The organism is Actinocrispum wychmicini (assembly GCF_004345645.1).
Classification (GTDB): Bacteria; Actinomycetota; Actinomycetes; order Mycobacteriales; family Pseudonocardiaceae; genus Kibdelosporangium; species Kibdelosporangium wychmicini.
In genome coordinates, this window is sequence record NZ_SLWS01000008.1 from 87,255 (window position 1) to 111,489 (window position 24,235).

The following is a 24,235-nucleotide window of genomic DNA, read 5'->3' on the forward strand; positions in this document are numbered from 1 at the left end:
GGCTACTCGGGGAACAGTCTGGCCGCGGCCTCGGCGTCGACGCCCTGGTAGATCTGCACGCCGCGGTAACCGTTGTTCGCCAGCTTCTTGTACCAACCCTCTACTTTGGACGTTTCGGCGATGACCGACTCCGCCGCCGGTCCGTACTGGCTGGTGAACTGTTTGCCCATGCTGCCTTTGCCGATCGAGCCGGGTGCCCGGATCTTCGCCAGCGCGGCCTGCCACGCACCGCTGAACGTGGTGCCGATGTGGCCCACGTTCCACAGGTCCTTGGTGGCGGCCTCGACGTGCAGGTCGACCACACCGTCGCGGTTCCTGTCGACGTCGGTCACCGCGACTCACCCCCGGCGACCTGCCGGTCCAGTTCGCGCAGCAACGGGTCGAACCGCAGGTCGGCGGTGTCCACGTCGACGTCCGGCGGCATGAACGCCGACACGATGGTCAGGCACTCCTGTTGGGCGAGCCGTGCGGCCTGGCGGACTGTGTCGAGGATGTCCGCGGCCAGCGCCGCCGAGTCGGGCGCCCGGTAGATCCGCGGATCCAGCCACAGCTCCACCAGTTCGCCCCCGCCGCCGACCGTGGCGCTGACCAACCCGTCGTCGGAGTCCGCGGTGGCCCGGACGTCGGCCATCCGCCGCTGCGCGGTCCGCACGTCTTCGGCCAGCTGCTCGTACTCAGCGAACATGCTGAGGTGCATAGGAGTGTCGTGCACGATGCCCTCCCGGTCGCGTCCGCCTCAGTGTGCGTCGGGCTGGCGTCGGGCAAGGACGTGTGGCCTCTTGCGGCCACATCGACGAGCCAGGACCGGCTCCCGGCGGACGATGGCCTCGATGAGACGACATGGGGTAGCGGCCGTCGTCGCCGTGCTGGCCGCGACAGTCCTGCAGACGACGGCGTACGCCGCGCCGCCGCCCGGCGCCTGCCGCAACTCCGACCAGGGCGGCTTCCCGGTCCGGGAGCTGCCGTGGGCACAGCGGCTGCTCGACCCGCGGCTGGTGTGGCCGTACAGCAAGGGCGCCGGGGTGCTGGTCGCGGTGGTCGACTCCGGCGTGGACGTCGACCACCCGCAGCTGCGCCGGCCGGGCAAAGTGGCCGGCGGACGGGACTTCGTCCTGCCCGGCGCGGGGCCGGGCGCGTTCGACTGCGTGTCGCACGGCACCGGGGTGGCCGGCATCATCGCCGCCGACCCGACACCGGGGATCGGCTTCCACGGGGTCGCCCCGGACTCGACGATCCTGCCGGTCCGGATCAGCGACCGGGACGTCAACGACCGCGGTGAGACGCTCCGGATCGACCCGCAAGTCCTCGCCAACGGCATCCGGTACGCGTCGGACGCGGGCGCGAAGGTGATCAACCTGTCGCTCGCCGGCTACGACGACTACGCCGTCGTCCGTGAGGCAGTGGCGTACGCGGTGTCCCGGGACGCCCTGGTGGTCGCCGCCGCGGGCAACGGTCAGGGCCAGCGCAGCGAGTCCGTCGAACTGCCTTCCTACCCGGCTGCCTACGACGGTGTCCTCGGGGTCGGCGCGATCGACATCAACGGCGCGCGGATGACCGGGTCACAGGTCGGCAGGTACGTCGACATCACCGCGCCGGGCGCCCAGGTGCTGACCCCGACCAGAGTGGAGGGTCACGCCTATGTGGACGGTACGAGCTTCGCGGCGCCGTTCGTGTCCGGGACCGCGGCACTGGTCCGGGCGGCGTGGCCCAAGCTCAGTGCGGCCGAGGTGGCGCAGCGGCTGATCGCGACCGCGAGCCCGGCCAGAGGCGGCATCAACAGCCCCGCGTACGGAGCCGGCATCGTCAACCCGTACCGGGCCGTGACCGACGGGCTCGACCTGGCGAAACCGGCGGCGCTGCCGGCGTACGTCCCCGCTGCGCCGGACCAGGCGCGGATCGACCGGGTCGCGTGGGAGGGGCACGTCGGTGGCGTGGCGAAGTGGATGGCTTTGGCTGTGCTCGGGGCGGTCGTGCTGGTCGTGCTCGTCGCCGTGCTCCGGCCACGCGGCCGACGCCGCCGGTGGCGTCTAGGGTGGGCGGCAACGCTGCCCACGGAGCCTGTCGTGGCCGAGCCGCCCGAGGAGACGTTCCTGGTGTGAAAAGACCCCGACACAGTGCGGTGTGCCGGGGTCGATGTGGGGGGAATCTAGGCGTCGAAGGAGTTGCAGACCTGGGTGAGGGCGTGCTGGTAGCCGGCGTTCGAGTCCCTGGTGCCCTTCACCTGCTGGGTGCCGCACTGGTTGTGCTCGTCGAGGTACTTCGCCCAGATCGACTGGTTGACACCCAGCTTCTCGCCACCGGCGTCGGTGAAGTACGACGACCGGGCGTTCTGCACGAACTGGAACTGCTTGTCGCCCAAGTCGGTCTTGTGGCCCACGGTGGCCTCGATACGCCCGGCGGCGCTCTCGAGTTCCCCGAAGACCGCCCTGATCTCGGTCATCGTCCGTCCTTTCCAGACAGTGATCAGTGGTTGATGTTGATGCGGAGGAAGCTTGATCCGTCCGCGTCGGCGGCCGAGTACGTGTTGACCGCACCGCGCGTGGCCTCACCCTGTGCCTGCAGCCTGTTCGCCAGCTGCGTGCCGCCGTCCAGCAGCTGCTGGTCGGCCTGGCTGGACGCGTTCGCGCCCTCGCCGGTCCAGGAGTTCCCGTACATCATGCCGTTGTTGTTGGCGAGCTTCGTCCCGAGCTGGCTGAAGTCCTCGGTGTGCGTGTCGGTGTTGTCCGCCAGCCTGGCGAGTTGAACGGGATCGCCGTGCAGGAAACCGTTGGGCATCCGCTACTCCCTTGCCGTTGTCATGTGGTGTGGTTTCGCTTCGCACGCTACGGATCCCGGATCGGGCCCCGGGCCGCTCGGCACCTTCCTGCCATCGCGCCCGCTCAGCGCCGTGATCACGGCACGATCGCGGGCGTGGCAACAGTCGTGGTGCGCAGACCCGCCCGCCGGCCGGCGCCGGAGATGCCGTCCGGCGAGCTGATCCTGCAGCCGCCGCCGGAGATCCCGCCCCCGCCCGCGCGGCAGTGGGCGCAGGTGTTCATGGTGCTGCCGATGGTGGCCATGATGGGCTCTTCGATGCTGCTGTTCTCGGGCTCGCTGACCGGCTACATCCGCTTCGCCGTGTACGGCCTGATGGGGGTCGGCATGCTGGGCATGGTCGTCATGGGTTTCCTGCAGGGCGGCGGGCCAAGCAAGCGGGAGATGGGCCACGCCCGCCGCAAGTACCTGCGCCACCTCGCCCAGCACCGGCTTCGGCTGCGTCGGTCGGTGAGCACGCAACGGACCGTGATGGAGTACCTCCATCCGGATCCGGCCGTGCTGTGGTCGCTGGCCGCCAGTTACCGGCTGTGGGAGCGCCGCAAGGACGACTCGGACTTCGGCGTCGCCCGGATCGGCATCGGCCCGCAGAACCCGGCCAACACGCTGATCGCCCCGGACACCAAGCCGCTGGAGGAACTCGAACCGCTGTCCGCGCTCGCGTTGCGCCGGTTCCTCACCACCTATGCCACCATCGACCGGTTGCCGCTCGCGATCGCGGTCAACGGGTTCAGCCGGATCTACCTGCGCGGCGACCGCGACGCGGCGCTCGGCATGCTGCGTGCGATGCTGGCCCAGTTGGCCACCCTGCACGCGCCGGACGACGTACGAATCGCGGTGTGCGTGGGCGACGGGTACCGTGCGGACTGGGAGTGGGCCAAGTGGCTGCCGCACGCGCTGCACCCGGACCTCACCGACGCGCTCGGCCCGCTTCGCCTGGTGGCGCCGACCGTGCCGGCGCTGGAGTCGGTGCTGGACGACGAGCTGGCCAAGCGGCCGCGGTTCGACCCGGAGATGGACACCAGGTGGTCCGGGCCGCAGCTGGTGGTCGTCATCGACGGCGGATCGGTCGCCGGTTCCGGCCACCTGATGGCCGGCGGCGTGGAGGGCGTGACCGTGGTCGACCTGACCACGCCGCCGCCACGGGTGCTGGACCGGAACGCGGTGGTGCTCGCGGTCGACGCCGACGGCGAGCTGACCAGCGAGACCTTCGACGGTGACGCCCACCTGGGGCACGCGGACTTTCTCGGCGTGGTCGCCGCCGAAGGGCTGGCCCGGCAGTTGGCGCCGTTGCGGCTGACCGCCGGCGCACGGGGTGAGGCGCCAATGAGCGCCGAGCTCGGCCTGGCGGAGCTGCTGGAGCTCGGCGACCCGTTCCTGTTCGACCCAGACGAGACGTGGGTGCCGCGGCCGAACCGGGAACGGCTGCGGGTGAAGTTCGGCATCCAGTCCGACGGCGGCCCGATCGAGATCGACCTCAAGGAGTCCGCCCAGGACGGTATGGGCCCACACGGCCTGCTGATCGGCGCCACCGGGTCCGGCAAGTCCGAGCTGCTGCGCACCCTGGTGCTGGCGCTGGCCATCACGCACCCGCCGAACTCGTTGAACTTCGCGCTGGTCGACTTCAAGGGCGGCGCCACGTTCACCCGGCTGGACAAGCTGCCGCACACCAGCGCGGTGATCACCAACCTGGCCGAGGAACTGCACCTGGTCGACCGGATGACCGACGCGATCAACGGCGAGCTGATCCGCCGCCAGGAACTGCTGCGCGCGGCCGGGAACTTCTCGTCCCTGCGCGACTACGAGAAGGCCCGCGCCGCGGGCGCCCCGTTGCCCGAGGTGCCCACGCTGCTGATGATCTGCGACGAGTTCTCCGAGCTGTTGTCGGCCAAGCCGGACTTCATCGACATGTTCGTCCAAATAGGACGCGTCGGCCGGTCGCTCGGCGTGCACCTGCTGCTGGCCTCGCAGCGACTCGACGAAGGCAGGCTGCGCGGCCTGGAGGCGCACCTGTCCTACCGGGTCGGCCTGCGCACGTTCTCCGAGATGGACAGCCGGGCGGTGCTCGGGGTGATCGACGCGTTCCGGTTGCCGCGAGCGCCGGGCCACGGGTTCCTCAAGGTCGGCACCGAACCGATGGACCGGTTCCGGGCCGCCTACGTGTCCGGTGTGTACCAGCGCCGCACCGGTGCCGCCGCGGCCACGTCCACCAGCCAGCAACTCGTGCTGCGGGAGTACTCCACGTTCTACGTCGCGCCCGAACTGGACACCGCCGAGGAGGAGAAGCCCGAGCCGGACCAGGACACCGCGGTCGGCGAGACCCTGCTGGACATTCTCGTGGACCGGCTGGAAGGGCGCGGCACGCCGGCGCACCAGGTGTGGCTGCCGCCGCTGGCCGAGTCGCCGACCCTGGACCAGCTGCTGCCCGCCCTGGACGTCGACGCCGAACGTGGGCTCACAGCTGGGTCAGGTGGGCTGCGGCCGGTGCTCGGCATCGTGGACCGGCCGCTTGAGCAGCGCCGCGATCCGCTGGTGCTCGACCTGTCGGGGCCTGCGGGGCACGTGATGGTGTTGGGCGCACCGCAGACGGGGAAGAGCACCGCGCTGCGCACGTTGATCACCAGCCTCGCGCTCACGCACACCTCGCGTGAAGTGCAGTTCTACTGTCTCGATTTCGGTGGCGGCACGCTCGCGTCGATCGCCGGCCTGCCGCACGTCGGCGGGGTTGCCGGCCGGCTGGACACCGGCGCCGTCCGCCGCACGGTGGCCGAGGTGAACAACCTGCTCGCGCAGCGGGAACGGATGTTCGCCCAGCACGGCATCGACGGGATCGCGACGTACCGGCGGATGCGCGCCGACGGCCGGTTCGCCGACAGCCCGTACGGGGACGTGTTCCTGGTCGTCGACGGCTGGCTGACGTTGCGCAACGACTTCAGTGACGAGGAGGCGTTGGTCGGCGACATCGCCGCCCGCGGCCTGTCGTACGGCGTGCACGTGGTGGCGAGCTGCGCACGGTCCTTCGACCTGCGGATGAACGTCAGGGACCTGTTCGGCAGCCGGCTGGAGCTCAAGATCGGCGACCCGATCGACTCGTTCATCGACCGCCGCGCCGCGATGAGCGTGCCCGCCGACAGCCCCGGCCGGGGCATCGCCGCGAGCGGCCACCAGATGCTGGTCGCACTGCCCCGGATCGACGGGTCGATCGACCCCGACAACCTGTCCGAGGGCACCCGGAACCTCGTCGAGGCGTCCGCGTCGGCCTGGCGCGGCACCCGCGCGCCGGCCGTGCGGCTGCTGCCGGGCATGTTGCCGATCGAGGAGCTGCCCGAGACCGACCAGCTGACCGGTCCGGACGCCGGTCTCGCCGTGGGCATCCACGAACGGGACCTGTCCCCGATGCGGCTGAACTTCGCCGAGGACCCGCACTTCTTCCTGCTGGCCGACACCCAGTGCGGCAAGACGTCGTTCCTGCGGACGCTCGCCCGCCGGATCAGCCAGGCGTACACCCCCGAACAGGCCCGGATCGTGCTCGTCGACCACCGTCGCGGGCTGCTCGGCGAGGTCAGCGATGACCACCTGATCGGCTACGGCACCAACGACGCGCACAGCCGCGGGCTGATGGGCGAGGTGGCGGCGGCGTTGACCGAACGCCTGCCCGGCCCGGACGTCACGCCCGAGCAGCTCCGGGCCAGGAACTGGTGGCGTGGCCCGGAGATCTTCGTGCTGGTGGACGACTACGACATGGTGGCCACCCACGAGGACCACCCGTTGATGTCCTTGCTGCCGTTGGCCGCCCAGGGCACGGACATCGGCCTGCACGCCGTGCTGGCCCGCCGTTCCGGCGGCGCCGGCCGTGGGCTGTACGAGCCGTTCCTGAACCGGCTCCGCGAGGTCGGCACACCGGGCCTGATGATGTCCGGCGACCGCGACGAAGGACCGCTGCTCGGCAGCATGCGTGCCCAGGTGCTGCCGCCGGGCCGGGGCTGGCTGGTGGACCGTCGCGGCCACAAGGGTCTGGTACAGCTCGCCTGGTTGCCGCCCAGTGCCTAGATGGCCGGTTCCTGTCGGGCCGGCCCGGCCGGCCGGGGAACGTGTTTGTCTTGGACCACAAGGAGAAGGGGAGCGCACATGGCACCTCCGGACCAGCTGCAGGGCGAGACGGACGGGATGAAGCGGTTCGAGGCGTACGTTCTGGCCCAACTCCAGGAGGACTACACGGTCAACCTCGTTCGCCGGCGGGACGCGTTGCGCCGCACCGGCGGCATGCCCGAATGGGGGGAGATGGTCGACGCGGACAACGAAAGCACGAAGAAGATGCACGAGTTCGTCACGCACATGCGACAGGGTTTCGCCGCGTACAGCACGTGGGTGCACAACACCGCCGTCGCCTATCTCGCGGCCGACGACGACGCTCGAACCGCGATGCTCGCGTCGCTCGACGTCAGCCACCGGGAAGAGGGCCTGCCGGACATCGACCCGTCACTCGAACCACCGGACACCAGGATGCCGCGTGAAAAGGGACGTTGAAACCATCCTCAACGCGCTCATCGTCGAATGCGAGCGCCACGCGCCCCGGCTTCGGGAGATCGCGACGATGTGGGTCGAGGTCAAGTCCTGGATCGCCGACCAGGCGGACAACCTGGAGAAGGACGTCAGCGAACTCACCAGGGGCGACGTCTGGAACGACCGCGCCCGCGACCGGTTCCGAGAGCAGGCCAACAAGGGGATCAACTCGATCAAGTCGTGGTCGTCCCGGGGGGCCCACGGCACGTTCGGGGGCAAGGTCACTACGTCAGGCGTCGTCGACCGGCTGGACGAACTGGCCGGATATCTCGAAGAGATCTACCCGGTGGTCTACACGTACAACACGAATCGCAACGCCGCGATCCTCAGGGGAATCACCCAGAACGAGCTGGCGTTCTCCGACTCGGCGGCCCTGGAGCGGCTGAACCCGATCGTCGACAAGGCCGAGGCGAAGTACCGGACGGCGATCGACGCGGTGAAGGCCGCCACCGGCGATCCGTGGGCCGGCCCGACCGCGGCGATCCCCAAGGAGAACCCGCACAGCGGGACCGGACCGTACCCCGGCGGCCCGAACAACGTGTCGCCCACCGGCGGCGGTCCCGGATCGACGACACCCAATCCCAACCCAGGGACACCCACCCCGGACCCGCAGGACGTCGTGCCGGCGAACAACAACCCGTCGAACACGACGACGACGGGCACGGACAGCACGTCGAGTCTGCTGAGTTCGCTCGCGTCGTTGGCCGATTCGGCGTCACAGCTGCTCAGCAGCGGCGGGAGCGGGTCCGGGGTGACCAACCCGGTGTCCCTGCCGGACATCCCGAACGTGACCCCCGTCGACTACGCGGACTACACGGCGCCCGAAACGTCCTACGGTTCCGGGTCGCCGAGCCTGGCCGGGCTGGACACCGGCGGCCTCGGCGCGGGTGGCGGAGGTCCGGTGGGCGGCGGTGGCGTGGGTGCGGGCGGCGGCCTACCGGCCGTGTCTCCGGTGGGGAACTCGTTGCCGGTGAACGGCTTCTCGGTTCCGTTGGCGGCCGCGTCGAGCGGCACGGCGGGGAGCACGGGGCCGTCGGGGATGTCGCCGCCGATGTACCCGCCGCAGACCGGGGCGTCCAGGAACGGCGGCGGGATCAAGCCCGGTGCCGCCGAGCATCCGGCCAACACCGGTCGGCAGCGGGGCCGCAAGTCGGACGGCACCCCCGGGGTGGCGCTGCGCGGCCGCACCGCGCGAGGCAGGTCGGAGCGATCGGCACCGACGTCGCCACGGCCCTGGGACACCGAGAACGACGGCCTGCAGATGCTCGACGACGAGCTCTGGCAGGTGGGCCAGCACGACGAACGTCCGGAACACAGAGGGATGGCCAGATGACCGGAGAGAAGATCGAGGCGGACACCGAACTGATGACGGTGTTCTCGCAGCAGGTCGCCGTGCCCAACATCCCGGCGCCGCTGACGCAGCGGCTGGGCAGTCCGCCGAAGCTGACCGGGCTGCTCGAGGGCATCGGCATGTCGTTGCTGGACAAGGCGGCGACCGTGGAGGTGAACGCGTACCTGTTGAAGGTGACCGACGAGGTGCACGGTTACGCGACCAAGGTCGGCCAGGCGGCGGCGACCTACACGGCGGCGGACTTCGCCTCCGCGGCCAAGCTGGTCGGCTCCGGCGCGAAGCTCGCCAACCAGGTGGTCAGCCTGGTCAAACAGGGCGCGGGTACCAGCACCGGCACCGACAAGTCCGGCACCGGCGACCAGACCGGCGGCGACCACCCGTCCGTCGACAAACCTGGCGGGGACAAGGCTTCCGGCACGTTGACCGGCCTGTTCCCGGACGCCGACCCCCACCCCGCGGTCTGAGGAGGCAGCCATGTTCGGTCCCATTTACCACGCCACCCCGATCGAGATCCAGAAGGACATGATCACGGCCCAGCTGGGCCAGGTGAACGACCTCACCGAAGCCGCGACCATGTGGCGCGGGGTGCGCACGTGGATCGAGGACGCCCGAACCGAACTGCGGACCCGGTCGCAGAACCTGTTGCCGCACTGGCCGGACGACGCGGGCCGGGCGCTGGAGGCGAAGATCCAGCGGACCGACGCGGAGCTGAAGATGTGGGCCGACCGGATCGACTCCTCCCAGGTGTCCGAGACGCTGGAAACCTTGGCCGGCGCGATTCCGCAGGCCCACGCGGTCGTGATGGGTCTGTACGGCGACTACGTCGCCGCGTCGACGAACCCGCTCGCCTGGGGTCTGATGCCGGGATTCCAGCAGGCTTCGGCCGCGCAGCTGGACGTGCTCGGCGGGCACTTCGACATGGCCATGCTCAAGGTGTGCCAGGCCGCCGGGATCAGTTCGCCGACCGACTTCCTGCCCAAGACCGAGTCCACCGGGACCACCAGCACCACGGGCAACTCGGCCACCGACTTCGTCAACGCGGCCGAGGCCACGGTGAGCGCGGGCAGCGAAGTCAAGAGTCTCTTCTCGTCTTTGACCGACGGCAGCGGCGCGAGTCTCACCGGCATGCCTGACCTGTCCGGTGTCGGCTCCGGCAGCGGACACGGCGGGCCGTCGCTCGCCGGATGGTCGCCGACCCTGCCTGGCGTCGACGCGCTGGCCAGCTTGCCGGTGGGTGGCGGTGGCATGCCGTCGGTGGGCGCTCCGCCGGTACCGACCGGATGGCTGGGCACGGCCGGCGTGGGCGGCGCGAGCGCGGGCCTCCCCATCGCCGGGCCGGCGGCCGGGAAGCGGGCGCCCGAGCTGGCGCAGGAGATCAAGCCGGGAGCCGCCACGACGGCGGCGGGCACGAAGGCGTCCAGTGGCGGGGTTCCCCCGATGATGCCGCCACACATGGGCCACGGCCAGGCCGGCACCCTGCGTCCCGGCTCGGTCGGCCAGCCCACCGGCCGTTCCCGTGGCACCCGGCGGGCCAGCGACGGAACCGACGGTGTGCCAACGGAACTGCGGGGCAGGTCAGGCAACGGCGACGCGTCGTTCAGCTTTCCACGGGCGAACGACCGGCACGCGCCCGAGTCGGACGACCCGTCCGTCCAGCTGCTCGACGAGGACCTCTGGCGGGTGCGCCAACCCTGACGTGGGCGCGTTTCGTTCTGCGGGGGCGATATAACTACCCCATGGTCAACCTCGCCCCACGGCAGTCACTGTTCTGCGATATCGCCTTGGCCGAGCGTATCGAGCGCGCCGAGACCGAGTTCATCGTCAAGGGCAGCGAGGCCGCCCTGCGGCGCCGACCGGAGACCGGGGGTTTCGTGATCCCCGTCGCCGGTGGCGCCGCCAGCTACGCCGAGCCGGACTCACCGCTCGACAAGGTGCTCGGTCTCGGGTTCGGCGGGGTGCCGGACACTGCCGTACTCGACGAGGTGGAGCGGGCCTTCGCCGCCCGGGGCGCGCCGGTGCAGGTCGAGCTCACGCACCTGGCCGACCCAGCGATCGGTGCCCTGCTGACCGGGCGGGGCTACCGACTCGTGTCGTTCGAGAACGTGCTGGGCAGGGACCTCACAGGTGGCCACGAACGGGTGACACCCCCCGGAGTGGAGGTCCGGCTGAGCGGGGACGACGAGTTCGAGCCGTGGCTGGACGTGGTGGTGGACGGCTTCGCCCACCCCGACACCCAAGGAGTGCCGTCGCACGAGGAATTCCCGCGCGAAGTCATCGGAAACGCTGTGCGCGACCTGTCCACAGTGGCCAACGTGCACCGCTACCTCGCCCTGCGCGACGGCACGCTCGCCGGCGCCGCCAGCATGCGCACATCGGACGGTATCGCCCAACTCGCCGGCGCCACAACCGCCCCAACCCACCGCCGCCGCGGCGTACAGACCGCGATGCTGTCCGCACGGCTCGCCGACGCCGTCGCCGCAGGATGCGACCTGGCCGTAATCACCACCCAACCAGGCTCCAAGTCCCAGCAGAACGCCCAACGCAGCGGCTTCGACCTGCTCTACACCCGGGCGATCCTGGTCAAGGCCGCCTAGCGCACGGATGTCCCAGCCGAGAGCGCCCTCCGGCACACCCACTTGTCGTTGCGCCTCACCAATCCGCTCCGGCCCGACAGCCGGGACGCCACCCGGGTAGCGGAATCATGCACAGCGAACCACCTCTCGATCCGCGCCTGTTCACCCGAAACGGACCATCGCGCACAACGCCGACCGCTGTGGCCGACCCGGCTGAGGACACACCAGCAGGCGCCCCTTTGGCGACGATCGCAACGACAACCGCCCCACACCGTGACAACCGCGGCAAAGCCGACCAACACTTGCCCCATGGCTTGGAAGTCGTCTGCGGGCGCACCTCGCTGGCGCTCGCCAAAGACAGGTCGCTCGCCGCTCGGGCAGGCCGCCAAGAGGGAGTCTGTTGTCGGGTTTTGCTGGTGTGGTTGGGTTGTTTGGTCGTGGTGTCTCCCTCCCGTGTGGCCTGCCCAAGGGAATCGCATCTGCCAGGTGGGGTCCAGCTTGGTCTTCCGGTCCGTATGGCTTCCGTCTTTTGTTGGGTTTCGTAGGCGGACCTTCCTTGGGTTCCGTGGGTGTGGACCCCACCTGGCAGATGCGATTGGCTTCGCCCAGGCCACACGGGATGCTGTTGGTCAATTCAGGCAGCGGGCTTGAGTGCGGCGAGTGTGCTGACGCGAGTGGGGGCCAGTGGCCTGCCGGTGAGATGGTTGTCGATCCGTATGAAGTTGAGCGCAGCCGCTGTGAAATGGTGTTGTAGATGGGTTTTTGCCAGCCCGCGATAGCGGGCACGACGGGCACCCAACGTGTTCACCGCCTGGTTAAGAGTCCCCTCGATCCCGGCTCGGGACCGGTAGTCGTCCTGCCAGGTGTCGGTACGCTGCGCGAGACGAGCGCGGGTAAGCGCCTCATGCTCCGGCCGGGGCAACAGAGTCAGCGTTCGTCCCTTCCACACACTGGTCGTGCACAACTCACGCACCGGACACGGCCGGCACGCCTCAGCCGGGAACGACACCGAAATAGTCGGCGTGCCATGCCGATTCGGGCGGGGCGCCCACCCCGTACTGTGCTTGCCACGCGGGCAGGTCACCACCCCGGCGCCCCAGTCGACCCGGAAGTCCGCGGCCGCGTACCCCCGCGCGGTGGTGGTCTGCCACGTAGTGTCCGGCAACACCGGTCCCACCACCCTCACCCCACGCGCAGCGGACCGGGTCAGGGTGTGCGCGGTGACATACCCGGCATCCACCACATGCTCGCCTGGCAGCAAACCCCGCCCGGAAAGTCCCTCATGGACTACCTCGGTCGTCTCGACATCAGTGACCGACGCAGAGGTGGTGGCCACATGAGTGACCAGCCGGGGCAGGCCGGGGTCACATGTCTCGGTCACATGTAGCGTGTAGCCGTCCCAGTAGGTGTGACGTTTCTTGCCGGTCCGTGCGTCGGGGTCATACGGGGATACCAGCCGGACCCCGGCTGGCGGGCGGTCTTTTGGGTCCCGCATCACCACTATCCCGTCGGTCACGTGATATTCCTGCACCCACACCCGCCGCAACAACTCCACCCGCTCCAGATGGGCCAACCCGGCCGGAGCCTGTGTCGAGGTGAGTAGTTGCCACAGTCGCATTCCGTCCGCGCCGACCCGCGCGGCCCGCGCGGCCCGCTCGGTGTCCTTGGCAGGCAACTGGAACATCTCGATCCGTCGGCCGTAACGGTCGAACCAGTCCAGGTCGGCATGCTCCGTCAACCACTCGGGTGCGGCGTCGGCGAGTTGCTCCAGCGCGGCCCGCAACGATTCGCCGACCAGCCCCAGCCGGTTGATCTGCCGGATCGCGCCCACCACGTGAGTGGAGTCCGTCCGCGCCCGGCCCCGCTTCTTCACCAGGCCCTTCTCCCGCGCCGCGTCCAGGATGGTATCCAGGATCCGCACTCCGGCATCCTGCGCGACCAGCCGGTCCCGGAACTCTGACAGCACCGAGAAATCACACCCGGTATCGGTCAACTCCACACCCAACGCATACTTCCAGTCAATCCGACCCGCCATCGCCTGCACTGCTTGCCGATCGGTCAGCCCTTCGCAATACTGCAACACCGACACCATCGTCAGTAACGCCGGTGACAACCCGGGCTTACCTCGCTTGGGAAACAGATCCACGAACTGCGCATCACGAAACAACGGCCCCAGCGCATCCCGCAGCCGCATCGCCGGAGAGCCCTTCGGAAACGCCGCCCGCGCCACCCGCGCCGTCTCCACCGGCACCGAACCCATCACTCCTGCCCGCAGCGACATCCCGACAACCTCCCAGCAAACCTGGCAACCACGACACCAACATCATGCCCTACCAACAAAGATTGAATTAACCAACAGTGTCACACGGGAGGGAGACGCCACGACCAAACAACCCAATCACAGCAGCAAAATACGACAACAGGCTCCCTCTTGGCGGCCTGCCTAAGCGGCGAGCGAACATCTGTCAGCAGTCCGAAAGAAACGCAGCGAGTGGACAATCCCCGACAGTCCAGAGAACTGCGGCAAAGTGATCAGCCAGAAGCTCAAGCGGTGAGTGAGCGGCGGAGGGTGGTGGCGGCCTTGGTGGTGGTGCGGCCCTCGCGGCGGTAGCCGTGTTTCTTGAGGTACCAACCGAGCCAGGTCAGGGATTCGACGACGCCGCTGAGTTGGTTCGCGGGGTGGTGGTCGGTCAAGGTGGGGAGCAGGTTGACTGCTTCGATTGTGGGTGCGGGGACCTCGGTGGGGCGGTCGAGGCGGGCCAGTCGGAGGCCGAGGTTGGCCAGGGCCGAGACCAGGCCGGACAGGTAGACGAGGCCGGATTGGCCGGCGAGACCGGCTGGGTCGGTGGGAGTGGCTGGGTCGGCGGGAGTGGCTGGAGTAGGGAGATTGGATGGGGTGGCAAGCCCGGATTGATCGGCGAGATTGGACGGGCCGGTCGGGGTGGATGGGGTGGTGGGGCCGGACTGATCGGTGAGACCGGATTGGCTGGCGAGAAGGGATGGGGTGGTCAGGCCCGACTGAGCGGTGAGGTGGAGTTGGCGGTACAGGTTCACTGCTTCTTGGGTGGCGTCGAGGGCTGCGTTGTGGCGGTGTATGTCGCAGAGGCGGATGCTGAGGTTGTTCAGTGCTCTTGCCAGGTTGGGGGTGTGGGTGTCTGGATCGGACTTTGCCAGTTCGCGGAATATGTCCACGGACTCCTGTGCTGGGGTGAAGGCGGCGTGGTGTTGGCTTTGGGCGGCGAGTCGGTTTCCTAGGCTGTCCAGGGAGTCCGCGAGCAGTGGGCGGATCTGTGTGGGGGCCGTGTTCGCTGATTCTCGGTAGACGCGCACGGCTTCTTCGGTGGTGGCGGTCGCTTCGGCGGACCTGCCCAGCCAGGCTTGCACGAGGCCCAGGTTGTTCAGTACCCGGCCGAGGACCAGAGGATCGACAGGGCTTAGGGAGACCGCTTCACGCAACACCGCGAGCGCTTCGTCGAGTCGGCCGGTGCTCGCCAGGTGCAGGCCGCGCTCGTTCAGTTCTGCTATGCGCGAAGGCGCCATGATCCCATGCTATTGACCGGTACGGCACGATGGCAGCCGGACACCGGTCTACTGGGAGGAATCGCGATGCGAAGGGTCTTTGTCCTGCCGTTGCTGCTGTTATCCATGGTGGTGGCGTTCGTCACGCCGGCCGCCGCCGCATCCCCGACACGGGTGATTACGCTGCCCGGCGCCCATTCCGTTGAGCCCGTCGCGGCCGGCACGGGCACCACGTTCTACGCGGGCGACCTGTTCCACGGTGACATCTACCGTGGCGATGTCCGCAAGGGCACAGCGGAGTTGTTCATCCAGCGGCCGGGCGGTATGGCTGTCGGCTTGGATGTGGACAAGTGCCACGACCTGCTGTTCGTCGCGGGCGGTGGTGGCACGGCGGAGGTCTACAACACGCGCACCCGGGCCCTTGTGGCGAGCTACAAGTTGGGTGACCCGGCCACCTCGTTCATCAACGACGTGGTGACGACCCCGTTCGGCGCGTGGTTCACCGACTCCCTGCAGCCCAAGCTGTACTTCGTGCCGACGGCGTTCGGGGTTCCCGGACCGGTACGCACCCTGAACCTGAGCGGCCCGGCGGCCGGCGACCCCGGGCACTTCACGGTCAACGACATCGCCGCCACCGCCTCCGGGAACGCGCTGTTCGTCGTCCCGCAGGACCTGGGCAAGTTGGTCCGGATCAACCCGTTCACCGGCGCCAGTGCGGTGGTCGCCGGCGTCGACGTGCCCCAGACCGACGGCCTGGTGCTCGACGGGCACGAGTTGTGGGCGGTGCAGACCTTCCAGAACAAGATCAGCCGGTGGCGGCTGAGCGACGACCTGGGCGGTGGCACGTTCGAGAAGGACATCGTCGACCCGCAGAACTTCCGGGTTCCGTTGGGCGCCGCCAAGTTCGGCGACAAGCTCGCCGTGGCCAACGCGCACTTCGACACCGGCTATCCGCCCACCAACCCCACCTACGAGGTGCTCGTGGTCGACGCCTGACGGTCCTTCCACTCCGAGCCGAGCATGGCGTAGACGTACTCGTCGCCGAACTCGCCCTTGAAGATCTCGTTCTGCACGAAATGGGCCTCGCGGCGCATGCCGAGCCGTTCCAGCAGCCGCCAGGACGGCTCGTTGCGCGGGTCGCAGCGGCCGATGACGCGGTGCAGCCCGAGGTCTTCGAAGGCGAGCCGGAGCATCACCTCGGCGGCCTCGCGGGCCAGGCCTTTGCCTTGGTAGTCAGGGTGGAACACGAAGCCGGTCTCACCTTGGCGGTGCTCCACGCTCAGCCATTCCAGGTTGACCTCGCCGACCACCTTGCCCGCCGCCGGCCAGTGCACCGCGAGGATCAGGTACTGGCCTTCCTCGGTCAGCTCGGTCTGCGTGACCTTCTTGTCCAGGGCCGCTCGCACCTGGTCCCGGTCGCGGGCGTCCCAGTACAGGTATCGGGCCACCTCGGGCAGTGAGTTGTACGCGTACAAGTCGTCGAAGTCGTCGTGGGTGAACGGGCGCAGGACGAGCCGTTCCGAGGTCAGCGGGTAGTCGGGTCGCAACACGGTGTGATCCTATGCAAGAGAGGGGACAAGGGACCGTTGGCCCACTGGGCGTTGGTCGCCGCGACGGCGGTGAGCATGGCCCGGGACTTCACCTGCGTCTCCTCGAACTCCTCGGCCGGGTCGGAGAGCGCGACGATCGCCCCACCTATACCGAACTTCACTGAGCCCTCGGTCACCACCAGGGTGCGGATCACGATGTTCAGGTCGACCGCGCCGCTGAGCGAGAACCAGCCCAGCGCGCCGGAGTAGACACCCCGAGGCCCTTCCTCCAGCCGGTCGATGATCTCCATCGTGCGGACCTTCGGCGCGCCCGTCATGGACCCGCCGGGGAACGCGGCCCGCACGCAGTCCACGGCCGACTGCCCGGCGCGCAGCTCGCCGCGGATGGTCGACACCAGTTGGTGCACCGGCGCGTACGTCTCGACGTGGAACAGCTTCGGCACACCGACCGAGCCGATCTCGCACACCCTGTTGAGGTCGTTGCGGACCAGGTCGACGATCATCAGGTTCTCGGCGCGGTCCTTCTCCTGGCTGAGCAGGTCACGACGTAACGCCTCGTCCTCGGCCGGCGTCCGGCCGCGCGGCCGGGTTCCCTTGATGGGCTTGGATTCCGCCACACCGGCCGCGCTGATCGACAGGAACCGCTCCGGTGACGCGCTCAGCACTGCGACACCGGGGAAGTCCAGCAGCGCGCCGTACGGAACCGGGCTGATCCGGCGCAGGTGGCTGTACGTGCGCAGCGGCGTGATCGAGGCGTCCACGGTGACCGAGTTGGTCAGGCAGATCTCGTAGGACTCGCCGTTGCGGATCTCGTCCAGGCATTCGTCGATGCGCTTGAGGTACGCCTCGCGGTCGTGCCGTGCCTCGACCAGGACATCGGGTTCCGCGGTGAGTACTTTCGTGTGGGGTCCAGGTTCGTGCCGGGGTAAGGCGAGCAGCTTGTCGCTGGTCTCCGCGAGCCACGCGGTCGCTGGCGAGTCGTCCCGGCTAAGCGCCAGCAAGTAACTGGTCCCGGTGCGGTGGTCGAACACGACCGCCCGATCTGCGAACAGCAGCGCCGCGTCCGGCGTCTCGGCCTGGTGTGTTGCCTGGCCGCAGGTGTCCGCCTTCAGCTCGTAGCCCAGATAGCCGACGTAGCCCAGGTTGAAGTCGAACGGCAGGCCCGACGGAACGGGAACGGCCCGTTGCCGCAGCTGGTCGTCGAGATAGTCGAAGAAGCGCCGCGGGACGGTCTCCGTCGAGCCGTCGGACCGGCGGACCTGGACGAAGCCGTCCGCGACCCGGTACGTGACGTGCTCGGCGAGCGGACCGCTGCCGTCGCCCATGACCGAGAACCGGGACAGCCCGTCGATGACCGCGCTGCTGTCCAGCCAGAAGCTGTGCTCGCCGTCGGCGAAGAGCTCGCGGTAGGCGGTCTCGGGATCGGGCAGCGCGTCCAGCTGTCGAACATGCACCCGATAGCTGTTCACTGTGCTCTGTCGGGGAACTGCGATCGGCTCAGGGGTGAAGGTCGGGGTTCGCGTGCCGATCGCGAGATCGCGGAAGTTGGCGAGCAGTTCGCGGCCGCACTGGCTGCTGATCGACTCGGGATGGAACTGGACGCCCCAGATCGGCCGGGTTCGGTGCCGTGCCGCCATCAGCACGCCGTCGTCGGTCCAGGCGAGCGCTTCCAAGTCGGCGGGCAGTTCGGTGACCGTCAGCGAGTGGTACCGCACCACGTGGAGCGGATTCGGCAGCCCCTGGAACAGATCCACCCCAGTGTGGTGCACAGCGGAGACACGTCCGTGCATCGGCTCGGACGCGAACCCCACGCGCCCGCCGAACAGGTGCGCGATGCCCTGGTGGCCGAGACACACTCCGAGCACCGGCAGCTTGCTCTCGATGGCACGGGCGCTCACGCCGAAGTCCCGCGGTCGGTCGGGCCGGCCGGGACCGGGGGAGATCACTGCCGCGTCGAACGCCGCGATCGGCACGTCGGCCCAGTCGACGTCGTTGCGCACGACCACCGGCGGCTGCCCGTTCACCTCGCCGAGGAGCTGGTAGAGGTTGTAGGTGAAGGAGTCGTAGTTGTCGATCAGAATGGTTCGCACGTGGCCCCCTGGCCGTCCAGGTTCGAGTGGAACTCGTATCCGGTCTGGACGGTGAGCCGGCCGTCCTTCCATTCGACGCGTTCGTTCAGCGCCGAGAACACGGCCGCCAGAATCGGACCTTGCTGACGTCATCGGCGGTCGCGATGTAGTCGATCATGCCCTGCCCACTCCGGCGAAGTGCCCTCGTTGAGGTTACTAGGTCGCAGGCCAGTTGGGCCGCCGCTCGGCCTGGCCGGACGTGATCTCCGCGACTCGCGCCCGCCACGCCCTGAGCGCGCCGCCCAGCAGTTGCAGGTCCTCGGGCCGGCTCGGCGCGAGCCCGGTCAACGCGGCCACGCGCCGGATCCGGTGCGGTACACCCCGCGCCCGCGGCCCGTGTCATCGCGCGACCAGGCCCGGATCGAGACCCACCTGGCCCACTGTGACCAGTGCGCAGAATTCGCGCGCGAACTCTGCGAGATCAACATGATGCTGCCGGCCGCGACCCGCCGCCCCGAACGCGGCGCTTGCTAGGGCAGCAGACCGAGGTAGCGGCGGTACTGACGGTGTTGGGTCGGGTAGCCGGCTTGGGGGCTGTCGTAGTGCTCGTAGGAGAAGCCCCAGATCTCGTCGCTCCACACGCCGGACGCGCGGATGACCGGGTCGTTCGCGATCCTGGTCATCCGCGTGGTCCAGTCGTCCGGCCCGTCGGACGGCAGGACCGGTCCCGGTACGAAGGCCGCGCCTGCCTGCGGGTTCGGCTTGAACGTCTCGATGACCGCGCGAAGTCGCGCACCTGCCCGTGGGCTCGCCGAGACACCGGGCAGGTCGCACTGGCTCCTGGCGCCGTCCCGGATCGCGGCGGCGGCGGCGCGGAGCCAGGTGACCGAGTCGTCGGAACTGGCGTGGCCGGCGCCCACGCCGTCCTGCACCGCGAGCACGTTCGGGCCGCCGCAGGACACGATGCTCCGCAACGTCCGGTACCAGCCGTTGACCTGGTTCTGGTCGGCGGGTTGTTGGTCGGTCGCCTGGCAGCGGTCGAGTTGTCCGGTGCACGTGTTGAACGCCGGTGAGGTCACGACGTCCAGCCGGCGTCCAGTGAGGACGTCCAAAGCGGACACAACGGGTTGGTACAGGGCTGTCACGATCCGGGTCACACCGGGCTGGCCGACCGCCGGGTGCAGCACCGTGATGTTGCTGAGTTCCAACGGCAGGTACCACCCCGCGATCGTGTCGGCGAACCGTGTGCCGTAGGCGTTCCACAGGTCGCGGGCGACCGCCTGCTGGATCGCCGCCTGCCTGGTCAGATAGTCGAGTTGCCGCTGCGGGGTGAAGTTCCACAGGGCGCGCCAGTTGGGTGTGGCTGGCGCGGTCCGGTCGTCCGCGACCAGCCCGAGGTACACCTTCATGTGCCTGGCCTTGGCCGCTTCCAGGACACCCGTGACGAAGTCGGGTCCCTGGGTGAAGTCGGCCAGTTGGGCGTCCAGCGTGCCCCCGTAGGACGTCCATGACTGCGCGTTGGTCATGTACGCGGTCCACTGGATGGTCACGGTGTCGACGCAGGCGTCGGCCAGTTCGGCGACGGCCTGGTCCGCACGCCACGGCCGGCCGTCCGCCGCGTCGATCGTCGGCTGCACGAAGGACGCGCCGAGCCGCGCGGCGGGAGCTTTCGCGCAGGGAGAAGTCGTGTCCACTTTGTCCCGTGCGGAGACACTCAGCGAAGTCGCCACCACCACGACAAGAACAGCCGCGAGCCACCACCACGCCGTCGTCCGTCTCGGTTTCGGCTGCCGCGGCATACCTTCATCCTGCCGTACCGCACCTGGAACCGTCGGGCGCCGGCGCGGCCGACTGTTGACGACCGCCAATGGTCGGCCAAGGCGGGTCGCGTTGCCCGGCGCACTCAAGAGGTAACCCGGCTGGGCGATGTCATCGGCGCAGCCGAAGGCTTCATCGGCTGCGCCGGTGGCTCGCCGAATCGAGGTTTTGTCTTCGGAACCAACCGCCGACCTGGGAACGATTGAATCCTTTCAGGACAGACACGGCAGGTTGCGACGAACCTGGCCGGCGCAACCGCTGTTGCGACCATGCGTAGCCGGTTAGCGTTCGGTCACCCCTAGTTGACCACGTTGGAGTGACGAGATGACCGCACCACTCAGGCTTCGCCACCCGAGCGTCTCCTTAGGCTCAGCCGCCGAGCGGGTCGTGAACGTAGCGATCTTCGACAGCATCCCGCTGTTCCGAGACGCGTTGTCCGAGCAGGTCCGGCGAGCCGGCGGCATGCGGCTGCTCGGCGCGACGGCGTCACTCAGCGTCGCGGCCGACCCCCGTGTGCAACGTGACATCGATGTCATCGTGCTGGACGCCGTACTTGATCCCTACAGTCACTTCGCGAACTTCGTCACCGCCTCGCAGCCGCACGTCGCGATCCTGGCGGTCGTGCGTGAGCCGCTGTACAACGCCGCGTACGTCCAGACGGCCCTGTCGTCCGGCGTGCGCGGCATGATCCCTCGAACGTCCACATCGGACGAGATGCTCGGCGCGATGCACAAGGTGCTCGGCGGGGACCGTTACCTGCACCCCGCGCTCGCCCGGATCGCCGAGCACGCCGCCGAGACCTGCGGTGCCCGTGGCGTCGAGCTGACCAGGCGGGAACACGAGGTGCTCTTGCTGATCGCCGAGGGCCTGCAGAGCAAGGCGATCGCCACCGCGCTGTTCATCTCCGCCGAGACGGTCCGCACGCACGTCAAGAACATCTGCAAGAAGCTGGCCGCGCGAGATCGTGCGCACGCTGTGGCGACCGCCTTTCACGTCGGGCTGCTCCAGCCCTCGCGGAGCAGCCGGGCGAGTGTCCCGAATGGCCGCGCCATGCTGGGCTCAGTCGGCTCTCGCGTGGCGGTATGACCGGCTGACCGCCGGTCCGCCAGGTCCTCAGTGGATCAAGTCGCGCAGGGCTTTGCTGATCTCAGCAGGGGTTTCCTCGGCCATGAAGTGACCACTGGTGGTCGTCAGGTACCGAAGATTCGTGGCCCAGGCGCGCCACAGGGCGGGCGCGTCGAAACCGAGGGCCGCGCCCCAGTCCTGTTGGATGACGGTGACCGGCATGCGGAGTTGGCTGCCGGCGTCCCGGTCGGCCTGGTCGTGCTCGATGTCGATGCCGGCCGAGGCGCGGATGTCGGCGACGATGGAGGGCACGGCCTCGCGGGACGCCTTCAGGTACGCGGCGCGTACGTCGGCGGGGATGGCGCCCACGCTCCACACGTCCAGGAAGTGGCCGAAGAAGGCGTCCGGTGCGGCGCCGATGAGCTGCTCGGGCAGGCCCGGCGGCTGAGCCATCAGGTACAGGTGGAACGCCACGGCCGCGGACCTGCCGTGCAGCACGTCCCACGTGTCCAGGGTCGGCAGCGTGTCGAGCAGGGCGAGATGGGTCACCGCGGCCGGGTGGTCGAGCGCCGCCCGGAATCCCACCAGCACACCCCGGTCGTGCCCGGCCAGCGCGAACCGTTCGTGGCCGAGTTCGCGGGCGAGGGCGACGATGTCGGCGGCCATGGTGCGTTTCGCGTAGGTTGTGCCGTCAGTGTCGGCGGGCTTGTCGCTGTCGCCGTAGCCACGCAGGTCAGGGCAGATGACGGTGTGGTCGGTCGCGAGGTCGGCGGCGACGTGCCGCCACATCAGGTGGGTCTGTGGGAAGCCGTGCAGCAGCACGACCGGGCTGCCGGAGCCGCCGACGGCCACGTTCAACGCGACCCGGTCGGCGACCGTCACGCGCTGGTAGTCGAAGCCTGGAATGGTCGGTGTCATGGGTGATCCTTTCCTCGACCCGAGCATGCTGGACCCGGATCAGCAGCCGATCAGTGAACGGAGGTGGGGGTGGACGAGGTCACGTTCGGTGTGCTCGGGCCGGTGACGGCCGAGCGCGGCGGCGAACCGCTCGCGCTGAGAGGACCGCGGCATCGGGCCGTGGTGGCTCGGCTGATCGTGGCCAGGCGGCGGGTCGTTTCGGTTGATCGCCTGGTCGACGACCTGTGGGACGAGCCGCCTCCGCGCGCTGTGGGCGCCTTGCGGACCTTCGTCGGGGACCTACGACAGGTCCTGGAGCCGGAGCGGCCGCGTCGTGCTCCGGCGCGTCTGCTGGTCACCGAGGGCGTCGGTTACGCGCTGCGCGCCGAGGCCGTGGACGCGTGGCGGTTCGACTCGATCGTCACGGCGGCTTCGCAGCTGCCGCCTTCGCGGGCGCTGAGCGAGCTGGACGCGGCGCTCGGGCTGTGGCGTGGGCCCGTTTACGGCGAGTTCGCGGAGGAGCCCTGGTCACGGGCTGAGCGGACCCGGCTGACCGAGCTGCGGCTGCGTGCGGTGGAGCAGCGGGCCGAGGCGCTGTTGGCCCTGGACCGGGCGGCCGACGCGGTGCCGGACCTGGACGCGCACCTGGCCGAACACCCCTGGCGGGAGGACGCCTGGCGGCTGCTGGCGTTGGCGCTTTACCGGACGGGTCGCCAGGCGGACGCGCTCGCGGTCCTGCGCCGAGCCCGCGCGATGCTGATCGAGCACCTGGGCGTGGACCCGGGCCCGCGCCTGCGCCGCCTGGAAGCCGAGGTCCTCGCCCAGGACCCACGGCTGGATCCACCGGCCCAGCTGTGGGCGCAGGCGACTCAGGCGTACGACCGGGTGGTCGCCGCAGGCGCCCGTGCCCGCCTCGAATCCACCGTCGGCCTGCTGCGGAACCTCGCAGTCACCGGTGGCAGTGGCTTGGAGGCGGCCCGGCAGCATCGCCTGGCGGCCGTCACCGCGGCTGAGGAGACCGGCGACCCCGAGCTGACCGCCCGGGTGATCGGCGCGTACGACGTCCCCGCGATCTGGACCCGTAGCGACGACCCGGAGATGGCGCGGCAGCTCGTCGCGGCGGCCGAGCGAACGCTCACCGCGTTGCCTGCGGACGCTTCGTCCACACGCTGTCGTTTGCTGGCCACCATCGCCCTGGAGACACGCGGTGTCCGTACGCCGCGTGGGCCCGAGGCGGCGCGGGAGGCCGAGCGGATCGCGCGCAGCCTGGACGATCCGGCGTTGTTGGCGTTCGCCCTCAACGGCACGTTCATGCAGTCCTGCACCGCGGCCGGCCTGGCGCCGACCCGGGACGCGATCGGGGCCGAAGTCCTCGCCCTCGCCACTCGCCACGACCTGGTCACGTACCAGGTGCTCGGCCACTTGATCCGCGTCCAGTCGCTGAGCGCCCTCGGCGACCTGACCACCGCCGACCACCACGCTTCCGCGGTGGATCGCCTGGCCGAGCGCCACGAACTGCCGCTCGTCGGCGTTTTCACCGAGTGGTACCGGGCGTTGCGTCAGGCCGCCACCGGGAGCCCGCTCGCCGAGGCCGCCTACCAGGCCGCCGCCACGCGGCTGGACGGCGCCGGGATGCCTGGGCTGGAGCACGGCCTGCTGCCTTTGGCCCTGCTGTGCCTGCGTCTGGCACACGGCCTGCCGCCCGATGTGGACATGCGGGACGACTGGGGCCCGTACCGGCCGTGGGCGGAACCGTTCGCCCTGCCGGACGCCCGGGAAGCACTGCGGGCGCTCCCGGAACCGCCCCCTGACCTGCTGTACGAGGTGTTGTGCTGCGTTGAGGCCGCCCTCGCGCTTCAGCTCGACGACTCCGTTGTGCTGGCACGGACGCGGGCTCGGCTGCGGCCCGCCGCCGGGCAACTCGGCGGTGGCGGACTGATCACCGTCGGTCCCGTCGACCGCTGGCTCTCCTGAAAGTCAGGTGTATCAACGCGGCTTCTCGGCCGTCTGTACCGA

The 24,235-nt window shown here is 69.4% G+C and carries 21 protein-coding genes; 10 read left to right on the top strand and 11 right to left on the bottom strand.

Translation table 11 applies throughout. The features are described from left to right. Positions 1-2 precede the first annotated feature (2 nt). Positions 3-332 (bottom strand): hypothetical protein, encoded by a 330-nt coding sequence (locus EV192_RS33365; RefSeq protein WP_132122577.1) that lies wholly within the window; start codon positions 330-332, stop codon positions 3-5. Next, the gene (locus EV192_RS33370; RefSeq protein ID WP_243727240.1) at positions 329-712 is read right to left on the bottom strand and encodes a YbaB/EbfC family nucleoid-associated protein; all 384 of its coding nucleotides are present in this window, start codon (positions 710-712) and stop codon (positions 329-331) included. The genes EV192_RS33365 and EV192_RS33370 overlap by 4 nt, the downstream gene beginning before the upstream one ends. 118 nt (positions 713-830) lie before the next feature. Between EV192_RS33370 and mycP the strand changes: the two genes are divergently transcribed. Then, complete coding sequence (gene mycP / locus EV192_RS33375) at positions 831-2,099, top strand: type VII secretion-associated serine protease mycosin (RefSeq protein ID WP_132122578.1); 1,269 nt, start codon at positions 831-833, stop codon at positions 2,097-2,099. A 47-nt stretch (positions 2,100-2,146) separates the two neighbouring features. Here the strand turns inward: mycP and EV192_RS33380 are convergent, their stop codons facing one another. Beyond that, positions 2,147-2,440 carry a hypothetical protein gene (locus EV192_RS33380; protein WP_132122579.1) on the bottom strand — a complete coding sequence of 98 codons (294 nt, stop codon included), beginning with the start codon at positions 2,438-2,440 and terminating at the stop codon, positions 2,147-2,149. Positions 2,441-2,463: 23 nt separating this feature from the next. Further along, positions 2,464-2,775, bottom strand: coding sequence for a WXG100 family type VII secretion target (locus EV192_RS33385; protein WP_132122580.1), 312 nt, complete (start codon positions 2,773-2,775; stop codon positions 2,464-2,466). Between the two features lie 135 nt (positions 2,776-2,910). Here EV192_RS33385 and eccCa point away from each other — a divergent pair, with 135 nt between their 5' ends. The 6 genes from eccCa (at position 2,911) to EV192_RS33415 (ending at position 11,322) form a co-directional block, all read left to right on the top strand. Further along, positions 2,911-6,864 (top strand): type VII secretion protein EccCa, encoded by a 3,954-nt coding sequence (gene eccCa, locus EV192_RS33390; RefSeq protein WP_132122581.1) that lies wholly within the window; start codon positions 2,911-2,913, stop codon positions 6,862-6,864. Positions 6,865-6,942: 78 nt separating this feature from the next. Continuing rightward, positions 6,943-7,341: a hypothetical protein gene (locus EV192_RS33395; protein ID WP_132122582.1), complete on the top strand. Its 399-nt coding sequence runs from the start codon at positions 6,943-6,945 to the stop codon at positions 7,339-7,341. After that, on the top strand, positions 7,325-8,710 hold the full coding sequence (locus tag EV192_RS33400) for a hypothetical protein (RefSeq protein ID WP_132122583.1): 1,386 nt from the start codon (positions 7,325-7,327) through the stop codon (positions 8,708-8,710). Before EV192_RS33395 ends, EV192_RS33400 begins: the two co-directional genes overlap by 17 nt. Next, entirely contained in the window at positions 8,707-9,192 is a 486-nt protein-coding gene (locus EV192_RS33405) for a hypothetical protein (protein WP_132122584.1), read from the top strand. Before EV192_RS33400 ends, EV192_RS33405 begins: the two co-directional genes overlap by 4 nt. Positions 9,193-9,202: 10 nt before the next feature. After that, positions 9,203-10,423: a hypothetical protein gene (locus EV192_RS33410; protein ID WP_132122585.1), complete on the top strand. Its 1,221-nt coding sequence runs from the start codon at positions 9,203-9,205 to the stop codon at positions 10,421-10,423. Between the two features lie 41 nt (positions 10,424-10,464). Further along, positions 10,465-11,322: a GNAT family N-acetyltransferase gene (locus tag EV192_RS33415; protein ID WP_132122586.1), complete on the top strand. Its 858-nt coding sequence runs from the start codon at positions 10,465-10,467 to the stop codon at positions 11,320-11,322. A 613-nt stretch (positions 11,323-11,935) separates the two neighbouring features. On the opposite strand, the gene EV192_RS33420 is transcribed toward EV192_RS33415, so the two are convergent. Together EV192_RS33420 and EV192_RS33425 are read right to left on the bottom strand one after the other, a co-directional pair. Further along, positions 11,936-13,582, bottom strand: a complete 1,647-nt coding sequence (locus EV192_RS33420) for an IS1182 family transposase (RefSeq protein WP_132122587.1) — start codon at positions 13,580-13,582, stop codon at positions 11,936-11,938. Between the two features lie 263 nt (positions 13,583-13,845). Further along, positions 13,846-14,841 carry a tetratricopeptide repeat protein gene (locus tag EV192_RS33425; protein ID WP_132122588.1) on the bottom strand — a complete coding sequence of 332 codons (996 nt, stop codon included), beginning with the start codon at positions 14,839-14,841 and terminating at the stop codon, positions 13,846-13,848. A 66-nt stretch (positions 14,842-14,907) separates the two neighbouring features. Between EV192_RS33425 and EV192_RS33430 the strand changes: the two genes are divergently transcribed. Further along, positions 14,908-15,816, top strand: a complete 909-nt coding sequence (locus EV192_RS33430; RefSeq protein WP_132122589.1) for an SMP-30/gluconolactonase/LRE family protein — start codon at positions 14,908-14,910, stop codon at positions 15,814-15,816. Here EV192_RS33430 and EV192_RS33435 read toward each other — a convergent pair. From EV192_RS33435 to EV192_RS33445, 4 genes are all read right to left on the bottom strand, one after another. After that, a complete protein-coding gene (locus tag EV192_RS33435; protein ID WP_132122590.1) occupies positions 15,789-16,370 on the bottom strand; it encodes a GNAT family N-acetyltransferase in 582 nt (193 codons plus the stop codon). The two genes, EV192_RS33430 and EV192_RS33435, sit on opposite strands and share 28 nt — an antisense overlap. Further along, a complete protein-coding gene (gene pabB, locus EV192_RS33440; RefSeq protein WP_207926349.1) occupies positions 16,346-18,460 on the bottom strand; it encodes an aminodeoxychorismate synthase component I in 2,115 nt (704 codons plus the stop codon). Before pabB ends, EV192_RS33435 begins: the two co-directional genes overlap by 25 nt. A 195-nt stretch (positions 18,461-18,655) precedes the next feature. After that, positions 18,656-18,796 carry a hypothetical protein gene (locus EV192_RS54250; RefSeq protein WP_165960758.1) on the bottom strand — a complete coding sequence of 47 codons (141 nt, stop codon included), beginning with the start codon at positions 18,794-18,796 and terminating at the stop codon, positions 18,656-18,658. Between the two features lie 173 nt (positions 18,797-18,969). Beyond that, positions 18,970-20,238, bottom strand: a complete 1,269-nt coding sequence (locus EV192_RS33445) for a DUF4434 domain-containing protein (RefSeq protein ID WP_132122592.1) — start codon at positions 20,236-20,238, stop codon at positions 18,970-18,972. A gap of 406 nt (positions 20,239-20,644) precedes the next feature. On the opposite strand from EV192_RS33445, the gene EV192_RS33450 reads away from it, so the two are divergent. Then, positions 20,645-21,343 carry a response regulator transcription factor gene (locus EV192_RS33450; RefSeq protein WP_243727241.1) on the top strand — a complete coding sequence of 233 codons (699 nt, stop codon included), beginning with the start codon at positions 20,645-20,647 and terminating at the stop codon, positions 21,341-21,343. A gap of 27 nt (positions 21,344-21,370) precedes the next feature. Here the strand turns inward: EV192_RS33450 and EV192_RS33455 are convergent, their stop codons facing one another. After that, entirely contained in the window at positions 21,371-22,240 is an 870-nt protein-coding gene (locus EV192_RS33455) for an alpha/beta fold hydrolase (protein ID WP_132122594.1), read from the bottom strand. Positions 22,241-22,309: 69 nt separating this feature from the next. Between EV192_RS33455 and EV192_RS33460 the strand changes: the two genes are divergently transcribed. Beyond that, positions 22,310-24,193 carry an ATP-binding protein gene (locus EV192_RS33460; RefSeq protein WP_132122595.1) on the top strand — a complete coding sequence of 628 codons (1,884 nt, stop codon included), beginning with the start codon at positions 22,310-22,312 and terminating at the stop codon, positions 24,191-24,193. The last annotated feature ends 42 nt before the right edge of the window (positions 24,194-24,235 follow it).